The 18,351-nt window shown below is 71.2% G+C and carries 14 protein-coding genes; 5 read left to right on the top strand and 9 right to left on the bottom strand.

The features are described 5' to 3' along the window. Positions 1 to 66: 66 nt before the first annotated feature. Both ACIF9R_RS03060 and ACIF9R_RS03055 read right to left on the bottom strand, forming a co-directional pair. On the bottom strand, positions 67 to 1,113 hold the full coding sequence (locus ACIF9R_RS03060; RefSeq protein ID WP_399973481.1) for an ABC transporter permease: 1,047 nt from the start codon (positions 1,111 to 1,113) through the stop codon (positions 67 to 69). A gap of 402 nt (positions 1,114 to 1,515) precedes the next feature. Further along, entirely contained in the window at positions 1,516 to 2,103 is a 588-nt protein-coding gene (locus tag ACIF9R_RS03055) for a hypothetical protein (RefSeq protein ID WP_399973479.1), read from the bottom strand. Positions 2,104 to 2,408: 305 nt separating this feature from the next. Between ACIF9R_RS03055 and typA the strand changes: the two genes are divergently transcribed. Beyond that, a complete protein-coding gene (gene typA, locus ACIF9R_RS03050; RefSeq protein ID WP_399973476.1) occupies positions 2,409 to 4,316 on the top strand; it encodes a translational GTPase TypA in 1,908 nt (635 codons plus the stop codon). Positions 4,317 to 4,839: 523 nt separating this feature from the next. On the opposite strand, the gene ACIF9R_RS03045 is transcribed toward typA, so the two are convergent. Further along, a complete protein-coding gene (locus ACIF9R_RS03045) occupies positions 4,840 to 7,134 on the bottom strand; it encodes an ABC transporter family substrate-binding protein (RefSeq protein ID WP_399973474.1) in 2,295 nt (764 codons plus the stop codon). A gap of 291 nt (positions 7,135 to 7,425) precedes the next feature. Between ACIF9R_RS03045 and ACIF9R_RS03040 the strand changes: the two genes are divergently transcribed. From ACIF9R_RS03040 to ACIF9R_RS03025, 4 genes are read left to right on the top strand one after another with little or no spacing between them, the layout of a single operon-like run. Continuing rightward, positions 7,426 to 7,719: a hypothetical protein gene (locus ACIF9R_RS03040; RefSeq protein ID WP_399973472.1), complete on the top strand. Its 294-nt coding sequence runs from the start codon at positions 7,426 to 7,428 to the stop codon at positions 7,717 to 7,719. A 45-nt stretch (positions 7,720 to 7,764) separates the two neighbouring features. Further along, positions 7,765 to 8,601, top strand: coding sequence for a hypothetical protein (locus tag ACIF9R_RS03035; RefSeq protein ID WP_399973469.1), 837 nt, complete (start codon positions 7,765 to 7,767; stop codon positions 8,599 to 8,601). A gap of 16 nt (positions 8,602 to 8,617) precedes the next feature. Further along, positions 8,618 to 10,546, top strand: a complete 1,929-nt coding sequence (locus ACIF9R_RS03030) for a fumarate reductase/succinate dehydrogenase flavoprotein subunit (RefSeq protein WP_399973467.1) — start codon at positions 8,618 to 8,620, stop codon at positions 10,544 to 10,546. After that, entirely contained in the window at positions 10,543 to 11,307 is a 765-nt protein-coding gene (locus ACIF9R_RS03025) for a succinate dehydrogenase/fumarate reductase iron-sulfur subunit (RefSeq protein ID WP_399973464.1), read from the top strand. Before ACIF9R_RS03030 ends, ACIF9R_RS03025 begins: the two co-directional genes overlap by 4 nt. Here the strand turns inward: ACIF9R_RS03025 and ACIF9R_RS03020 are convergent. The 6 genes from ACIF9R_RS03020 to ACIF9R_RS02995 all read right to left on the bottom strand — a co-directional run bounded on the left by ACIF9R_RS03020 (position 11,294) and on the right by ACIF9R_RS02995 (position 17,775). Continuing rightward, a complete protein-coding gene (locus tag ACIF9R_RS03020) occupies positions 11,294 to 12,505 on the bottom strand; it encodes a hypothetical protein (protein ID WP_399973973.1) in 1,212 nt (403 codons plus the stop codon). The genes ACIF9R_RS03025 and ACIF9R_RS03020 overlap by 14 nt on opposite strands. A 525-nt stretch (positions 12,506 to 13,030) precedes the next feature. Continuing rightward, on the bottom strand, positions 13,031 to 13,591 hold the full coding sequence (locus ACIF9R_RS03015) for a GNAT family N-acetyltransferase (protein ID WP_399973461.1): 561 nt from the start codon (positions 13,589 to 13,591) through the stop codon (positions 13,031 to 13,033). 32 nt (positions 13,592 to 13,623) lie between these two features. After that, complete coding sequence (locus ACIF9R_RS03010) at positions 13,624 to 16,263, bottom strand: SpoIIE family protein phosphatase (RefSeq protein WP_399973458.1); 2,640 nt, start codon at positions 16,261 to 16,263, stop codon at positions 13,624 to 13,626. A gap of 266 nt (positions 16,264 to 16,529) precedes the next feature. Then, a complete protein-coding gene (locus ACIF9R_RS03005; RefSeq protein ID WP_399973456.1) occupies positions 16,530 to 16,937 on the bottom strand; it encodes an ATP-binding protein in 408 nt (135 codons plus the stop codon). Positions 16,938 to 17,140: 203 nt separating this feature from the next. Next, positions 17,141 to 17,563, bottom strand: a complete 423-nt coding sequence (locus ACIF9R_RS03000) for a (deoxy)nucleoside triphosphate pyrophosphohydrolase (protein ID WP_399973455.1) — start codon at positions 17,561 to 17,563, stop codon at positions 17,141 to 17,143. Positions 17,564 to 17,586: 23 nt separating this feature from the next. Next, positions 17,587 to 17,775, bottom strand: coding sequence for an SPOR domain-containing protein (locus tag ACIF9R_RS02995; protein ID WP_399973452.1), 189 nt, complete (start codon positions 17,773 to 17,775; stop codon positions 17,587 to 17,589). Positions 17,776 to 18,351: the final 576 nt, after the last annotated feature.

Raw genomic sequence — 18,351 nt, 5'->3', positions numbered from 1 at the left:
CGAGTGCTGCCTGACGGTCCGGTCACCCGGCACGGGGGCGGCAGCTCCCCCACCACCAATGGACGGTTAGCGTCCGGTCTTGGGGTCGAATGCGTCCCGGACGGAGTCGCCGAGAAGGTTGAAGCAGAGAACGAACACCACCAGCGCCACGCCCGGGAAGAACATGAACATCGGGTCCTGCTCGTACACACGGGCGGCGAGGGCGAACATCCGGCCCCAGTCGGGGGTCGGCTCGACGAAGCCGACGCCGATGTACGAGAGGAAGGCGATGGAGAGGATCGTTCCCGGGAGGATGTAGGTGGCCTGCACCAGGATCGGGGTCACGATGTTCGGCAGGATCTCCTTGCGCACGATGCGCCACGGAGAGGCACCGGACACCTTGGCCGCCTCGACGAACTCCCTCTCGGCGAGCGAGAGCACGGAGCTACGCACCAGACGGGCCAGGCCCATCCAGCCGAGGAACCACATGACCAGGGTGATCGCTATGGCCCGCAGGTAGGTGGGGGTCTCGTCCTGCGGGTCGACGAACATCGCCACCACGACGGGCATGAAGGCGATGAAGAACAACTGCTGCGGGAAGGCCAGGAAGAAGTCGGTGACCCGCCCGAGCCAGTAGTCCACCCGGCCACCGAAGTAGCCCATGACCAGGCCGATGACCACGCCCGTGATCACACAGAGCGTCGTGACGACCACAGCCATGTACAGCGAGGTACGGATGCCGTACAGCAGCATCGTGAACACGTCACGGCCCAGCTTCGGCTCCACGCCGAACCAGAACTCGCCCGACATACCGCCGAAGGAGCCGGTCGGCATGGCGAAGTCGTCCAGGAGGAACGGGTACTCCGGCTCCTGCGCGTACAGGGTGTAGGGGTCCTTCCCGTACAGCTTCGCGATGAGCGGGGCACACGCGGAGACGACGAAGAAGAAAATCACTACGCACGCGGACACGACCCCGGTACGGTCGCGCTTGAAGCGCTGCCACATCAACTGGCCGGGGGAACGACCCTCGGACTGCTTCTCGCCCTCGACGACCGCGTTTTCGGCGGTCGCTGCGAGCTCAGGGTCCAAGACAGCCGCGGACCCGGAGTCCTCGGCCTTGATTGGACTGGTCATGTCTGTTCGTCCCCCGGGGGGTTGGAGAGTTGAGCGCAGCACAGATACCGGCAGGTTCTGTGGTTTGGGGGAACTTTCGCCAAGACGGTCAACGCGCGTCAAGGGCGGAAGACATAGGGATCTCCCTACCGTCCATATTTTGAGCAAAAATTGCAAAGATCGACACCTACGCGCGCTTGACACCCCTCAACACAAAGAGGCATTCCGGACATTTGGACGCTCCTTTTTGTTTACATGTCCGAAACGTGTTTGAGTGCTCTCCGATATCCGAACGGGACTTCCCGACTCCCGGCGCCCCGAGCGGGCTCCCCGGGAGCACTCCACGCGCAAGGGCCGGACCCCATCGGGATCCGGCCCTCACGGTGCCGTCGGCGGACGCCGCCCCCGAAGGGCGGCGTCACCTCAGCAGTAGGCCTTGGCCGCCCGCTTGGCCGTGCCCTTCTTGGGCTTCTCGGTGCACTTCACCGCACCTTCGGCCTGGACGCTCCAACTGCGGGCCTTGCCATAGCCCTTGTGACCGAAGCCAGTGCCGTTGGCGTTGCAGGTCTTGGCCGTGTAGTAGCCGGACGCCTTCTTGACGCCGCTGAACACCACGTACACACCCGGCTTGTTGAAGTTGAACGTGACCGACTCGCTTCTCTCCTTGGTCTTCTCCCCCGCCTTGGACAGCGTCCCGGAGACATGGGCGTCCATGCTGGAGATGACCCAGTTCGCCGAGTAGCTCGCACCCCCGGTCACCTCACGGCCCGAGCTGACCGTCTTGCGGTAGGTCGCCGACTTCGTATAGCTGCCGGTGCCGTGCTTGGGGATGTTGATCTGCTTGGCGTGCGTGATCACCCAGCCCTTGCTCAGATTGTTCCAGGACGCTGATTTGTGTCCGGGCTCACAGATCACCGGTGCGGCGCCGGCCGTGCCCGCCGGGCCGAGCGCCACGAGGGAGACGGCGGCCACACCGGTGGCCACGACCGTCGACAGGAATCGCTTGCTCATACTGCTGTTCCCCGCTTTTCTTGTGCGGCCTTGGACCTCAGCCGCAGGTCACTGCCCCGTCATAGCTTGACGACGCCCCGTCAAGCTATGACGGGGACACGGGAGGGCTCAGTGACTTGAGGGAGACTTGAGCAACAGGAATCCGAAGGAATCGCTCCTTTCCTCCCCCCGCACGTACGGAACAGCGGCTCCCTCCGCAGGCCCGTACCATGGAGAGAGGCCGTGGCGTGTGTCAGCCCGGCAGGGCCCGCACACCACAGATGCTCGTGCAGGGCATTCCTCAGCACTCCGGGAGTACGCCTTTTATGGCCACGCGCCACGACATCCGCAACGTCGCCATCGTCGCCCACGTCGACCACGGCAAGACCACCATCGTCGACGGCATGCTCAAGCAGGCCGGCTCCTTCGCCGCCCACCAGCTCGACCAGGTCGACGACCGCATGATGGACTCGAACGACCTGGAGCGTGAGAAGGGCATCACGATCCTCGCCAAGAACACGGCGGTGAAGTACCACCCCAAGGACGGCGGGGAGCCCATCACGATCAACATCATCGACACCCCCGGCCACGCCGACTTCGGCGGTGAGGTCGAGCGCGGCCTGTCGATGGTCGACGGTGTGGTGCTGCTGGTGGACGCCTCCGAGGGCCCGCTGCCGCAGACCCGCTTCGTGCTGCGCAAGGCGCTGCAGCAGCGGCTGCCCATCATCCTGTGCATCAACAAGACGGACCGCCCGGACGCCCGTATCGACGAGGTCGTCAACGAGACCTACGACCTCTTCCTCGACCTGGACGCCGACGAGGAGCAGATCGAGTTCCCGATCGTCTACGCCTGCGGGCGGGACGGCGTCGCCTCCCTGACCAAGCCGCAGGACGGCACGGTCCCGTCCGACTCCACCAGCCTGGAACCGTTCTTCTCGACGATCCTGGACTACATCCCGGCGCCGACCTACGACGCGGACGCCCCGCTCCAGGCCCACGTCACCAACCTCGACGCCGACAACTTCCTCGGCCGTATCGCCCTGCTGCGCGTTCACCAGGGTGAGCTGAAGAAGGGCCAGACGGTCGCCTGGATGAAGCGGGACGGCTCCGTCACCAACGTGCGCATCTCCGAGCTGATGATGACCGAGGCGCTCACCCGCAAGCCCGCGGAGAAGGCCGCCCCCGGTGACATCTGTGCCGTCGCCGGCATTCCGGACATCATGATCGGCGAGACCCTGGCCGACCCGGAGAACCCCGTCCCGCTGCCGCTGATCACGGTCGACGAGCCGGCGATCTCCATGACCATCGGCACCAACACCTCCCCGCTGGTCGGCCGCGGCGGCACCGGCAAGGGCGCCGACAACAAGGCGGCCGTCAAGGACCGCAAGGTCACCGCCCGCCAGGTCAAGGACCGTCTGGACCGCGAGCTGATCGGCAACGTGTCGCTGCGCGTCCTGGACACCGACCGCCCCGACGCCTGGGAGGTACAGGGCCGCGGCGAGCTGGCGCTGGCCATCCTGGTCGAGCAGATGCGCCGTGAGGGCTTCGAGCTCACCATCGGCAAGCCTCAGGTGGTCACCAAGGAGGTCGACGGCAAGGTCCACGAGCCGGTCGAGCGCATGACCGTCGACGTCCCCGAGGAGCACATGGGCGCGGTCACGCAGCTCATGGGCGTCCGCAAGGGCCGGATGGACAACATGTCCAACCACGGCTCCGGCTGGGTGCGCATGGAGTTCGTGGTGCCCTCGCGCGGTCTGATCGGCTTCCGTACGGAGTTCCTGACCCAGACCCGCGGCACGGGCATCGGCCACTCCATCCACGAGGGCCACGAGCCCTGGTTCGGCACGCTGACCACCCGCAACAACGGCTCCCTGGTCGCCGACCGCGCGGGCGCGGTCACCGCGTTCGCGATGACCAACCTCCAGGAGCGCGGCGTGCTGTTCGTCGAGCCCGGCACCGAGGTGTACGAGGGCATGATCGTCGGCGAGAACTCGCGCTCCGACGACATGGACGTCAACATCACCAAGGAGAAGAAGCTCACCAACATGCGGTCGTCCACGGCCGACGTGGCCGAGTCGATCGTCCCGCCGCGCAAGCTGTCGCTGGAGCAGTCCCTGGAGTTCTGCCGCGACGACGAGTGCGTGGAGGTCACCCCGGAGGCCATCCGCATCCGCAAGGTGAACCTGGACGCCCGCGAGCGCGCCCGCGCCGCGAGCCGCGCCAAGCACGGCTGACCGGCCGGATCCCCGGGCGCGGCCGGACCGACGCGGCGCCGGGCACGGCTGACCGGGCGGGTATCCGAGCACGGCCGGACCGATGCGGCGCCGGACACCACCCCACCGGCAGGGCGCCCGCCACGGGACCGGGCCGCGACCCGGACACCGCCGGGCGTCCGGGCACACCGACGCATGCGGGCGGGCCGACGCCGCGCCGGTCCCGGCCGGACCAGGCCGGGCCCGCCGCCGAGCACGCACGGCACGGGATCGGGTGGGTGCCCGGACACCGTCGGCCGCCCGGGCACACCGACGCATACGGCCGGACCGGCCGGGACCGGGTAAGGACCCTGGGCCTACGGAAGCGGGGGGGCCCCCCCCGGGGGGGGGGGGGGGGGGGGGGGGGGGGGGGGGGGGGGGCGGCCGCCCCGCCGCGCGCCCCCCCCCCCCCCCCCCGCCCCGGCCGGGAGGGGGTAGGCCCGCGGGGCCTCCCCCGCCCCCCCCCCCGGGGGGGGGGGGCCCGCTTCCGTGTGGTCCGGAGCCGTCAGTCCCCGGACGACGGCTCGGGGCTCCTCGCCTCCGGCGAGCCCTCCGAGCCGGGTCCGGCCGGCGAGCCGGACGGGCCCTGAGCGGACTTCTTCAGGAAGCCCATGTCCTCGAAGACCGGCGTGCGGAAGCCGAAGGCGCCCGCGTTGGCCAGGTTCTCGCGGGCCGCGGTGAGCTGGGGACGCTGGAAGAGGGGGATCGAGCCGGCTGCCGCCCAGATGCGGGAGTCGGCCTTGCGGAGCAGGGCGTGGCGCTCGGCGTCGTCGAGGGTGCCGATGGCCTGGTCGAAGAGCTGGTCCACCCGGTCGGTACCGACGCGGGTGTAGTTCTGCTCCACGTTCAGGGAGCCGTCGGCGGCCGCGACCGGCTTGGAGTAGACGGGGCGGGCGTCGGTGGCGGGGAAGGCGGTCGCGGGCCACGAGTACAGGGCGAGGTCGTACTCGCCCGAGGCGATGTGGTCCTTGAAGTAGCTCTCGTTGTCGACCTTGGAGATGTCGGTGCGGATGCCGATCTTCTCCAGCATCGCGCTGATCCGGGCGGCCACGGTGGCCGACGTGTCCGAGCCGGGCCCCGAGGGCAGGACAAAACGGAGGGTGAGCGCCTTGCCGTCCTTGGCGACGGGGGCGTTCTCGGCGCGGGCCGGGGCGGCCGTGCCCTTGGGGGCGTAGGCGCCGGGTGCACCGCCCTGGTTCAGCTGCTGGGTGCCGGTGCCCGAGTCGCGGGGGGCCTTGCTGTCACCGTCGCTCCCGCTGCCGTCGCCTTTGTCGGCCTTGTCGCCCTTTTCATTATTCTCGTCCTTGTCGTCCTCGCCGACGATGTACGTGCCGTCGTCGCCCCCGGATGCGCCGTCGGAGCCCTTGTCGCTGCCGGAGTCCTCGTCGCTCTCGGACCCGGCCGCCTTCTCCTCCTCGTCCTTCTTCTCCTCCTCGACCGGGCCCCCGCGCACCCAGCCGGCGTCCGCGAGCAGTGCCCGGGCCTCCTTGGCGTCCTGCTCACCGAGGGCTCCGCTGCCGTCGGCGTAGGCGGACTGGCCGGAGAGTGCGAGGTGGCTGCCGACGGGCCGGGCGGGCAGGCCCAGCGGCTTCAGGACGGCCTCGGCGATGGCCGTGCGGTCCAGGGCACGGGCCACGGCCCGGCGGACCCGCTCGTCGGCCAGGGGGCCCTCGGCGCCGTTGAGGGCCAGCTGGGTGTAGGCGGGCTCCAGGGACTTGCGGACCTCGAAGCCGCCGAGGGCCTTCTGCTGACGGGCGTACTTCGCGGCCTTCTTGCGGAGCTTCTCGCGGGCGGTGATCTCCTCGTCGGCGGCGTCCTCGTCGGAGCCGTTGGCGACCGCCCAGGAGCGCAGCGCGTCCGCGGCGGACCGGTCCGCGCCGGGGCCCGCGAGGGGGGCGCCCCCGCTCTCGTCCGGCGGAAGCGCGGCGGCGGTGATCCGGCCGGCGGCGGTGGGATCGATCTCGGCCAGGTCGAGGGTGCCGGCGCTGAGCGCGGAGATCCGCTTGTCGTGGGCGACGGAGCGCAGCACGATCTCCGAGAGCTTCGCCGGTTCGCCCCACCAGCGCGGGTTGCGGGTGAGGGTGACCTCGTCCTCCACGGTGTCGACCTTCTTCACCGTGAAGGGCCCCGCGGTGACCTTCAGCTTCTTGCGCGCCCCGTCGTTGAAGGAGTCCGGGGTGCCCATGACCTCCTTGGGGTACAGCGGGGTGAACAGCGACTTCCAGTCGGCGTAGGGGCGGCTGAAGGTGACCTTGACCTCGAGGTCGTTCTTGCCCCGCTCGACCTTCCCGATGCGGTCGTAGCCGGCGTTGCGGGCGGTCCAGTAGGCGGTGTCCTTGCCGGACAGGGCGCGCCACTGGGCGGCGAAGTCGGCGGCGCCGATCTCGCGGCCGTCGCTCCAGACCGCCTGCTGGTTGAGCTTGTAGAGGACCACCTGCTGGGGCTCGGTGTCGACGACCTCGGCGGACTCCAGATAGTCCGGGTTGCGCACGGCCCGGCCCCGGCCGTCCATCCGGTACAGGGAGGGCAGGACGGCCTGGGCGACCCGGCTGGTGGTGGTGTCGGCGTCCGCCTGGAAGGTGTTCAGGGTCGCCGGGACGGAGTCCACGGCCCAGCGCAGGGTGCCCCCGTCGGCGATCCTCGCCCGGTCGGCGCGCGCGATGTCCGCTCCGGCGAGCGGCCTGCCCGCGGGGTCGTCGTCGGAGCCGCATCCGGCCAGCGCGGGCACCGCGAGGATTCCCGCGGTGAGGAAGGCGACCGAGCGCTGAGCGGCGCGTGGTCCGACGCCGTCGTGGGACATCTCTGGGTACCTCCGGGAAGCCGCGGGCGTTACGATCACTTTTGGTGGTATTTGGAGCTCATCCGATGTATGCGGCCCACTGAAGAGGAAAGGGTTCGGCAACTCAGGGCGACACGGCGGCCACGGGTGTCAAGCCCACCCGTGCGGCGCAACGCACCGAGAAGGTGCACCCATACGCCTCAGCCAATCGATGCACATCCCTTCACAGCGCAAGGTGTGACGCGCAACACTCGCAGGCGCATGAACGTTGCCGCCTTGGGCCAGAAGGACCCGTGGAAGTGAGGGCAAGTCATGTCCGTGCACGACGAACTGACATCCGTCCAGCGCTGTCTCGACGACCTGATCCGGTCGGTGGGGCGCCTGGAGAAGCAGATGGGCAGCGGCGGCCTGGAGATGCGCCGCGTCCGGTCCGACACCAATCACCTGCGCGAGAGCGTCGCGCTGCTGCGGGAGACGACCGCCGCCACCGCGGCCCCCCAGAAGCGCACCGACCTCGTGACCATCTCCGACACTCCCTACGACCGCTCACTGTGGGTGGACACGGACGACGAGGGTCTCGGCGCCCGCGGCCGTCACGCTCCCTGACCCCCGCTGCCGACACGCCCCCCTGACCCCTACCGGAGTGGACAAGTGGCCACTGGCACGGAACCTCCTGCCACAGAACCCCATCCCCGACGCGGCGGCGTGAGAACCGGTACCCGCGCCGCGATCGCCGCCCCGCACCTGCGGACCGACCGCTGGTGGCTGGCCCCGGCCGCCACCGCGGCCGGGCTGCTCGCCTTCGTCGTCTACTCGACCTGGCGGGCCCTCGCGAACGCCGACTACTACGCGGCACCGTATGTCTCGCCGTTCTACTCGCCCTGTCTCGCGGAGAACTGCGAGCCGATGAAGGCCGGACCCAACTGGGAGCTGTTCGGCAGCTGGTGGGGCCTCTCGCCGGCGATCATCATCCTGATCTTCCCGCTCGGCTTCCGGCTGACCTGCTACTACTACCGCAAGGCCTACTACCGGGGCTTCTGGGCGTCCCCGCCGGCCTGCGCCGTCGCCGAACCGCACGCCACGTACACCGGGGAGACCCGCTTCCCCCTCATCCTGCAGAACATCCACCGGTACTTCTTCTACGCGGCGCTGCTGGTCGCCTGCATCCTGACCTACGACACCGTGCTCGCCTTCCGCGACGAGGACTACCGGTGGGGCCACATGGGTCTCGGCACCCTGGTCTTCCTGGTCAACATCGCGCTGATCTGGGCGTACACGATCTCCTGCCACTCCTGCCGGCACATCGTCGGCGGAAAGCTCAAGCACTTCTCCCGGCATCCGGTGCGCTACCGGATGTGGCAGTGGGTGGGCCGGCTCAACGCCCGGCACATGCAGCTCGCCTGGGCGTCGCTGCTGAGTGTGGCGCTCGCCGACCTCTACGTGTACCTCGTCGCGACCGGTGTCTTCGACGATCCGCGCTTCTTCTAGCTGGGGGCTTTGACTGATGTCCGTGGTCGACCGACAGGAGTGGGACGTCGTCGTGGTCGGAGCCGGTGGCGCGGGCCTGCGCGCCGCCGTCGAGGCACGCGAGCGGGGCGCCCGTACGGCCGTGATCTGCAAGTCGCTGTTCGGCAAGGCCCACACCGTGATGGCCGAGGGCGGCATCGCGGCGGCGATGGGCAATGTCAACTCCGGCGACAACTGGCAGACGCACTTCCGCGACACCATGCGCGGCGGGAAGTTCCTCAACCAGTGGCGGATGGCCGAGCTGCACGCACAGGAGGCACCGCAGCGCGTGTGGGAGCTGGAGACCTGGGGCGCGCTGTTCGACCGGACGAAGGACGGCCGGATCTCGCAGCGCAACTTCGGCGGTCACGAGTACCCGCGACTGGCCCATGTGGGCGACCGTACGGGTCTTGAGCTGATCCGCACCCTCCAGCAGAAGATCGTCGCGCTCCAGCAGGAGGACTTCCGGGAGACCGGGGACTACGAGTCCCGGCTGAAGGTCTTCCAGGAGTGCACCGTCACCCGGGTGCTGAAGGACGGGTCCCGGGTATCGGGGGTCTTCGGCTACGAGCGGGAGACCGGGCGCTTCTTCGTCCTCGAAGCGCCCGCCGTGGTGATCGCGACCGGCGGGATCGGCAAGTCGTTCAAGGTGACCTCGAACTCGTGGGAGTACACCGGCGACGGGCACGCGCTGGCACTGCTGGCCGGGGCCCCGCTGCTCAACATGGAGTTCGTGCAGTTCCACCCGACCGGGATGGTCTGGCCGCCGTCGGTGAAGGGCATCCTCGTCACCGAGTCGGTGCGCGGGGACGGCGGGGTGCTGCGCAACTCCGAGGGCAAGCGGTTCATGTTCGACTACGTCCCGGACGTCTTCAAGGAGAAGTACGCCGAGTCCGAGGAGGAGGGCGACCGCTGGTACGAGGACCCGGACCACAACCGCCGCCCGCCCGAACTGCTCCCGCGCGACGAGGTGGCCCGCGCGATCAACGCCGAGGTGAAGGCGGGCCGCGGCTCCCCGCACGGCGGGGTCTTCCTGGACGTGTCCACGCGGATGCCGGCCGAGGTGATCAAACGGCGGCTGCCGTCGATGTACCACCAGTTCAAGGAGCTGGCGGACGTCGACATCACGGCGGAGCCGATGGAGGTCGGGCCGACCTGCCACTACGTGATGGGCGGCATCGCCGTCGACTCCGACTCGGCGGCGGCACGCGGGGTGCCCGGGCTGTTCGCGGCCGGCGAGGTGGCCGGCGGCATGCACGGCTCCAACCGGCTCGGCGGCAACTCCCTGTCCGACCTGCTGGTGTTCGGGCGCCGGGCCGGCTGGCACGCGGCCGAGTACGCGAGCTCCACGGCGGGGGACGCGCGGCCCCGGGTGGACGGCGGACAGGTCGACACGGCCGCCGCGGAGGCGCTGCGCCCGTTCTCCGCGGAGGGCGGGGAACCGGCCGAGGGTCCGCCGGAGAACCCGTACACGGTCCACCAGGAGCTCCAGCAGACGATGAACGACCTGGTGGGCATCATCCGTCGCGAGCACGAGATGGAGCAGGCCCTGACCAAGCTCGCCGAGCTGCGGGTACGGGCCCGCCGCGCCGGGGTCGAGGGGCACCGGCAGTTCAACCCGGGCTGGCACCTCGCCCTCGACCTCAGGAACATGCTGCTGGTCAGCGAGTGCGTGGCCCGCGCGGCGCTGGAGCGCACCGAGTCGCGCGGCGGGCACACCCGCGAGGACCACTCCGGCATGGACCGCGCCTGGCGCAACGTCAACCTGCTGTGCGCGCTCGCCGGCGCCCCGGACGATCCCGCGGCGCCGGGCGACCGGATCGCCCTCACCCGCGAGAGAACCGAACCCATCCGCCCCGACCTGCTCGCCCTCTTCGAGAAGGAGGAGCTGGTCAAGTACCTCGCCGAAGAGGAGCTGTACGAGTGAGCAGCTATGAGGCCCGCTTCAAGGTGTGGCGGGGGGACGTCGAGGGTGGCGGCCTGGAGGACTTCGAGGTCGAGGTGAACGACGGCGAGGTGGTGCTCGACATCATCCACCGCCTCCAGGCCACCCAGGCCCCCGACCTCGCCGTGCGCTGGAACTGCAAGGCCGGCAAGTGCGGTTCGTGCTCGGCGGAGATCAACGGGCGCCCCCGGCTGCTGTGCATGACCCGCATGTCGGTCTTCGAGCCGGACGAGACGATCACCGTGACCCCGCTGCGGGCCTTCCCCGTGGTCCGCGACCTGGTGACCGACGTCGGCTTCAACTACACCAAGGCCCGGCAGATCCCGGCGTTCGTGCCGCCGGAGGGGGTCGGTGCGGGCGAGTACCGGATGATGCAGGAGGACGTCGACCGGTCGCAGGAGTTCCGCAAGTGCATCGAGTGCTTCCTGTGCCAGGACGTCTGCCACGTGGTCCGCGACCACGAGGAGAACAAGCCGGCGTTCGCCGGGCCGCGCTTCCTGATGCGGGTGGCGGAGCTCGACATGCATCCGCTGGACGCCGCCGAGGACGCCGGCCTGGACCGGGCGCGCACGGCCCAGGAGGAACACGGCCTCGGCTACTGCAACATCACCAAGTGCTGTACGGAGGTCTGCCCCGAGGGCATCAGGATCACGGACAACGCGCTGATCCCGATGAAGGAACGGGTGGCGGACCGCAAGTACGACCCGCTGGTGTGGCTGGGCTCGAAGATCAGGAGGCGTTAGGACGCAGCCAGCCCTCCCGGTACTCGTCCCAGTTGGTCTCCGTCGCCGCGAAGTCGATGTACGGGGCGACACCGAAGAGTTCCCGGTCGGGGTCCGTCCGGGAGAGGCCGAGGCGGGCACCGCGCACGGCGGCGGCGACGGTCTCGGCGTGACCCCAGTGGCTGGGATTGCTCTCGTAGTAGAAGGGCAGGCCCATCAGCAGATGGGTGGTGGGCGGGGTGACCTCCAGGGCGAGGGAGGTCTGCTGGGCCACGTAGCCGCCGTAGGTGCTCTCCAGCGGCCGCGCGGTGTCGTACGACATCACGGCGATCTGGTCGACGCGCCGGGCCACCTGGCCGAAGAACTTCTGCGACCACCACTTGGGATGGTCGGCGACGAGACCGGCGACCGAGTGGAGTCCCGGGAGCGGGTCGATCTGGTGGGCGGCGACCGACAGCCGGGCGTCCTCGGCGCGGGTGACGGCGCGCAGGTCGTCCAGGAGGGAGAGGTAGTCCCGGTCGCCGGAGTGCAGGGGCTCCAGGTCGAGGTGGACACCGTCGTAGCCGGTGTCCAGGACCTGACCGGCGCTGCGCACGATCTCCGCGCGGGTGGCGGCGCGGTCCAGGTGCAGGCCGTCGTTGCCCTCGTTGGCGAGGACGTCCCCGAGGAAGGCCTGGACCCGGACGCCCGGCAGTTCCCGGTGCACGGAGTCGATGAACCAGCGGGCGCGCGGGTACTTCGATTCCGGCAGGGTGCCGTCGTGCTCCAGGGGACCGGAGTGGACGTAGAGGTCCCGGATGCCGGTGCCCTTCAGGCGGCGGGCCAGCGCGCTGACGTCGGCGTCCTTCTTCCGCCCGTCGACCCACGCGTGCCCGAGCCACATGGCGTCCCGGTCACGGGTGTACGTGCCGTCCGCCGGGTCGCCCATGTAGTTGACCCGCAGGGCGGTCTCCACGGCGAGGAGCGGCACGATCAGCAGCAGGACGAGGGCGAGCGCGGTGCGCCTGACCCGGCGCCCCCAGGGCCCGCGCCGCTTGCCGGCCCGCCCTTCGGGGGGTGCGGCCGCCTCGTGGCCGGTCGGCTCCCCGTCGGCCGCCTCCCCGTCGCTCGACTCCCCACCGCTCGACTCCCCGTCGGCCTGCTCTCCCGGGCAGGCCTCGTCACGGGTGGCCTCCGCCCCGGCAGACCCTGGCGGGGACGCCCCGGCCGCCTCCGCCACAGAGGCCTCGCCCTCCGCACCGTCCGGGGCACCCGCCTCCGCCCGCTCCGCCGGAAACGCATCGGCCACCGACTCCGCACCCGACCTCGGCGCACCGAGCCGCGCACCGCCCTCTGCCGGCTCCCCGGACGAAGCCCCACGGCCCACCCCACCCACCCCGGCCGGCTCCGGCGAAGACTCCTCCCCCGACACGACCTCCGTCTCCGCACGCGTCGGCGCGCCGGACGGGGAATCGCCGTCGGCCGCGTCGGGCGGAGCATCCTCGCCGCCCTTGTCGCTCCCCCCGGTGTGCGCCGAGGGGGAGGATGCCTTGCCCGCCCGGTCCGCCGGGTCCGCCGAGTCCGCCGGATCCGTGTGCCCCCGGGTGGGAGGTGCCGGGTCCGGGGATGTCTCCTCCCCCGACGTGGCCGGTTCCTGCGGCTCGGTGCGTTCCATACCGGCTCTCCCTCACCCGCCGACTCCCGTCGGCAACCGTGTGGTTGACGTTGAGGGAGAGGACGAGGGGAACGGGTGTTCCGGTTGCGATCATGCGGCGAGGGGCGCCTGCCGTTGGTGCAGGTGACCGTCCAGGGGGAAGGCGGGCGGGGCGGCGGGGAGCACACCGGACAGGACGAAACCGCTCTTCTCCGCGACCCGGCAGGAGGCCGTGTTGTCGACCTGGTGCAACAACTCCAGGCGGACCAGGCCCTCCTGGGCGAAGGCCGTGAACGCCCAGTCGGCCAGGGCCGCCAGGGCACGCGGCGCCACTCCCCTGCCCCGTGCGTGGGCCGCGGTCCAGTAGCCGACCTCGGCCGAGGAGGACGACATGGCCGGGCGTTTGAGGACCACGTTGCCCGCGGGCCGGGCGTCGGGCGACCGCGTCTCCGTCACGGCGAACGCGAGGCGTTCGCCGGTCTCCCAGCCGCGCTGCTGCTCGGCCACCCAGCGCGCCGCGCCCGGCTCGTCGTGCACGGGCGCGCTCGCCCAGCGGCGCAGGGCCTCGTCCTGGTACAGCTCGGCGAGGAAGGCCGCGTCCTCAAAAGCCCACGGGCGCAGGGTGAGGGTGCCGGCCGTCAGACGCACCGGGGTGACCGGGGTGAGGTGCATGACGCGAGCGTACGCACCTCACCGGCGTACCGTCAGAACAGGCTCAGCAGGGCCTCCGCCGGGTCGGTGAGGACGGTGTCGGTGCCGGGGAGGGGGAGTTCGAACCAGACCGTCTTGCCCCGGGGCGTACGGCGTGAGCCCCAGGCCGCGCTGAGCAGGCCGACGAGCTGGAGGCCGCGGCCGCCCTCGTCGGTGTCCCGGGCGCGCCGTCGGCGGGGCTGGACCAGGCCGGAGTCCCAGACCTCGCAGACCAGCGTCCGGTCGAGGAGCAGACGGAGTCTGATCTCGCCCTCGCCGTACCGCAGGGCGTTGGTGACCAGTTCGCTGACCAGGAGTTCCGTGGTGTCGACCAGGGGCTCCATGTCCCAGGAGAGCAGTTGTGCGCGGGCGTACTCGCGGGCGCGGCCCACGCTGCGGGGCTCGCGGGGCAGGGTCCAGTCGCCGACGGAGTCGGCGGGCAGTCCCTGGACGCGGGCCATCAGCAGGGCGATGTCGTCCTCGCCGTGGTGGGTGTCGAGGGTGTTGAGCACGTGGTCGCAGACGTCCTCCAGTGGGGCGGAGGGGTCCGTCAGGGCGCTCACGAACGCCTGGAGGCCTTCGTCGAGGGGGTGATCGCGGCTTTCGACCAGTCCATCCGTGTAGAGCGCGAGCAGGGCGCCTTCGGGCAGTTCGACCTCCACCTCCTCGAAGGGTTCCCCGCCGACGCCGAGCGGCATGCCGGGCGGCACGTCCAGCATCAGCGCGGGCTCGCCCGGTTCGACCAGGACGGGCGGCAGATGGCCCGCGTTGGCGAAGGTGCACCTCCTGGTCACCGAGTCGTAGACGGCGTAGACGCAGGTCGCCAGGTAGACCTCGGAGAGATCCGCCTCGCGGGGGCGGCGGGCGGCTCTGGTTGCCTGCTGGACGCCTCCCGCGAAGGCCGGGGCGCCCAGGCCCCGGGCGATCTCGTCCAACTGGGAGAGGACCTCGGCGGGTTCCAGGTCGAGCTGGGCCAGGGTGCGTACGGCTGTGCGCAGTTCACCCATCGCCACGGCGGCGCGCAGGCCGCGTCCCATGACGTCGCCGACGACCAGCGCGGTGCGGTGGCCGGGCAGTTCGATGACGTCGAACCAGTCGCCGCCGACCTCGCTGGGCCGGCCCGTCGCCACGTTGCCGGGCAGATAGCGGCAGGCGATGTCGAGGCCGGAGGCCTCCGGGTCGCCGGGCGGGAGCAGGGACCGCTGGAGTATCAGCGCGCGTTCGTGCTCGCGCCGGTACAGCCGGGCGTTGTCGATGCAGACGGCGGTCCGCGCGGCCAGTTCGACCGCGAGGTCGCGGTCGCGGTCGCCGAACGGCTCGCTGCCCTTGGTGCGGGCGAACTGTACGAGGCCCACCACGGTGTCGTGGGCGACCATCGGCACGGCGAGCGTGGACTGCACCAGACCGCCGTCCTCACCGGGGACCCTCTGCGGGCGGGCGGTGCGCAGGGCGTCCGCGCAGGGCGAGTTGAAGGGGTAGTGGTGGACGGCGCCCAGCTTGACCCGTTCCCCGGCGCCCGTGAACGGCGTGTCGGAGACGGCGCTGGCGAAGGCGACCCGGCGCACCTCCGCGCTGCCGTCGGCGAGTCCCGGCGGGGTCTCGTCACCGGCCAGCAGGCCCTGGTACAGGTCGACGGTGGCCAGGTCGCAGAAGCCGGGGACGACGACGTCGAGGAGTTCGCGGGCGGTCGTCTCCAGGTCCAGCGAGTTGCCGATCCGGGCGCCCGCATCGTTGAGGAGGGCGAGATTGCGCCGTGCGGCGGCGGCCTCGCGGGCGGCGGCGCGGCGGGAGGTGATGTCGGTGCCGAGCCAGGCGATGCCGATGGGCCGTCCGCTGCCGCTGTGCACGCGGTAGAGGTTGACGGACCAGTGGCGGCGCTCGTCGGAGCCCGGCACATGGCCCGTGACGTGCATGTCCGTGATGGAGTTGCCGGACTCCAGGACCCGGCGCAGGGTCGCCGCGACCCGTTCGGCCTCCCCGCGCGGCAGATAGTCGTGCACTCCCTTGCCGCGGTGGTCGTCGGGGGTGCCGCCGAAGATGGAGGCGAACCGCTGGTTGGCGCGCCGTACCCGCAGGTCGGGGTCGATCAGCAGGAAGCCGAACGGGGATTGGCCGAATATGGCCTGCGAGGCGGCGAGATCGGTTTCGATACGGCGCAGGGTGCGGACGTCGACGACGATGCAGACGGCGGCCCTTTCCCCCTCCTCGGTCCGCGTCGGCATGACGTAGACCTCGGCGAGGCCCTCCCGGTCGCGCTCGTCCGCGGCCAGTCCGTCCGGCAGCCGGAAGGGCACCACTCCGGTCCACTCCCGGCCGTCGAGGATCTCGGCCATCTTGCGCTGGCCGCGCTCCCGCCGGACGGGCTCGACGAACGCCTCGATGGGGTCCATGCCGAGGGCACGGTCCGCGGGAATGCCGAAGATCTGCTCGGCGCGCACGCTCCACTGGTCGACGAGTCCGTCCGGGCCGATGGAGAACGAGGCGACCTTGATGTAGTCGTACATGGAGCCGGGCGGACTGCTCTGCCACATCCCGTCACCGGACGGAACGCCGCCGGACGGAGCATCGCCTGAGAAGAGGCCGTCGACGGCCCCGCTCCTCGCGCCGCCCGACGAGTCCTCGGACTCCGTGGCCTTCGCTGGTATCTCGCTCACGCGAACCGTCCCCTCCAGCTCACCGCGTCCGGCACCGGTACCGGGGGCGGCTGCCCGCAGTATCCAGCACTACGGCGCCGCACAACACGGTGTTCACGATCACAGCACGGTCCCGATGCTTTTCGGTCCGTGCCGTGAGAACACTCCCAGTCTTCTAACCAGCGGACACGTCGTCGAACCCCCCTCTTCGACTCCGTCCACGGGCCGGAACCGGTCACTCGACGGAAGGCGCGGTCGCGTACACCGGTGAACGGCCGTGCGAGGCCTCAGTCCGGGACCGTGAGTTCGAACCACACGGTCTTGCCGGCGGCGCCGGGGCGGGTGCCCCAGCGGCGGGAGGCGGAGTCCAGGAGCCGCAGTCCGCGTCCGCCCTCGTCGTCCGGCCGGGCGGGGGAAGGGCGCGGGGGGTCGGGGAGGGGGTCGGAGACCTCCACGAGGAGGACCCCGGCGAGGCCGCGGGGGCGTACCAGCCGGACGTCGATGGGGCCGGTGGCGTGCCGCAGGGCGTTGGTGACCAGCTCGCTGACCAGCAGGGCCGTGAGATCGCCGACACGGTCGAGGTCCCAGAGGCGCAGTTGGTCGCGGACGGCGCGGCGGGCGACGCGGACGGCTCCGGGGTCCGCGGCGAAGGTCCATGCGGCCCGGTCGCCGTCGGTGTCGGTCACGCGGATCACTTCCCCGCCGAGGGGGCGGAGGGAACTCGCCTCCCCCGGTCCGATGTCACGGTGTCTCGGGTGTTTCGGGTGTCTCGGGTGTCAATGGCCCCATACCCGATATACCGGACGGAGTACCGCGTTCGGCAGCACATCGTGGTGCGAACGGCGCGGAGCGGCGCCCACGCTCCGTCACTCCCGTGTCCGGGCGCCGGAGTCGTGCTTCACCCGCCCTCCCGCCGGGGCGAGAGGCCGAGATGGGCGAGGGTGTCGCGGACGGCGGGCACATCGTGGTCGAGCCAGTCGACGTCCCAGATCCGGTCGGGGGTGAGCCAGCGCAGCTCGTCGTGGTCCTCGAGGGGCCGGGGCTCGGCGGATCCGGGGCGCAGCCGGGCGGTCCACACCTGCAGCACGTACGGCGTCCGCAGCGGCCACTGACCCGGGACGCGCTCTTCCGCCTCGGCGTCGACACCGAGTTCCTCGCGCAACTCCCGTACCACCGCCGCGTCCGGGCTCTCCCCCGGCTCGACCTTGCCGCCGGGCAGTTCCCAGCGCCCGGCCAGTTCGGCGGGCGCGCTCCTGCGCGCGGCGAGCAGCCGCTCCTCGTGCCACAGGGCCGCACCGACCACCACGATCCGCTCGCTCATGCGCCGGAGCCTACGGGAGGAGGTCAGTCGGAGGACGTCGCGCTCCGGCTGATCCGCTCGACCCAGTAGAGCTGCTTGTGGCCGCGCCCGTCGAGGCTGTCCGCGATCCTCTCCGCCTCGGCGCGGGTCGCGTACCGGCCCACCCGGTAGCGATTGCCGTTGTCGTCCTGGCGCACGACGAGCCAGGGGAGAGTCACCGTGCCGTCGCTCATCGCTCCCCTCCACTTCCCGCCCGCGGCGTGTGCCGCGCCCCGCCCGATAAGGAAACCCCAGTCCGCATATGCCCGAGCCTACGCCTTGCCTTCACTGAGCGAATACGCCTTTTCACAAAGAGGCACGCAACCAGCCAGCACGCAGGGGGCGCGTGGCGGCGGATGCGCCGTGCGCGAGCCCCGACGTATCCGGTCAGCGGCATACCGCCGCGCACCCCTCGCTCCGGCCGCGACCTGGGAGAACGGCCGGATTGCCACGGTGACGGGGCCCCGGCGCCCCACGCGGCGCGCCGGAGCGGACGCGGCGCCGGGGCGCGGAAAGGAGCGCGAGGGGGTGATGGGGCGGAAGTGCGAGGCGGCCGAGGCGGACGCGGAGCGGCGCGTGGAGCGACCGAGGGAGGCGAGGAGCGGCGCGTGGAGCGGGCGCGGGGCGGCAAGGAGCGGCGCGTGGAGCGGCCGAAGGAGGCGAGGAGCGGCGCATGGAGCGGGCGCGGGGCGGCAAGGAGCGGCGCGTGGAGCGGCCGAAGGAGGCGAGGAGCGGCGCATGGAGCGGGCGCGGGGCGGCAAGGAGCGGCG

Origin of the sequence: Streptomyces sp. NPDC086080, from assembly GCF_044540255.1 — a bacterium.
Lineage (GTDB): Bacteria > Actinomycetota > Actinomycetes > Streptomycetales > Streptomycetaceae > Streptomyces.
Note: the sequence above shows the minus strand (reverse complement) of the source record. Positions and strands in the feature narration are given on the sequence as shown.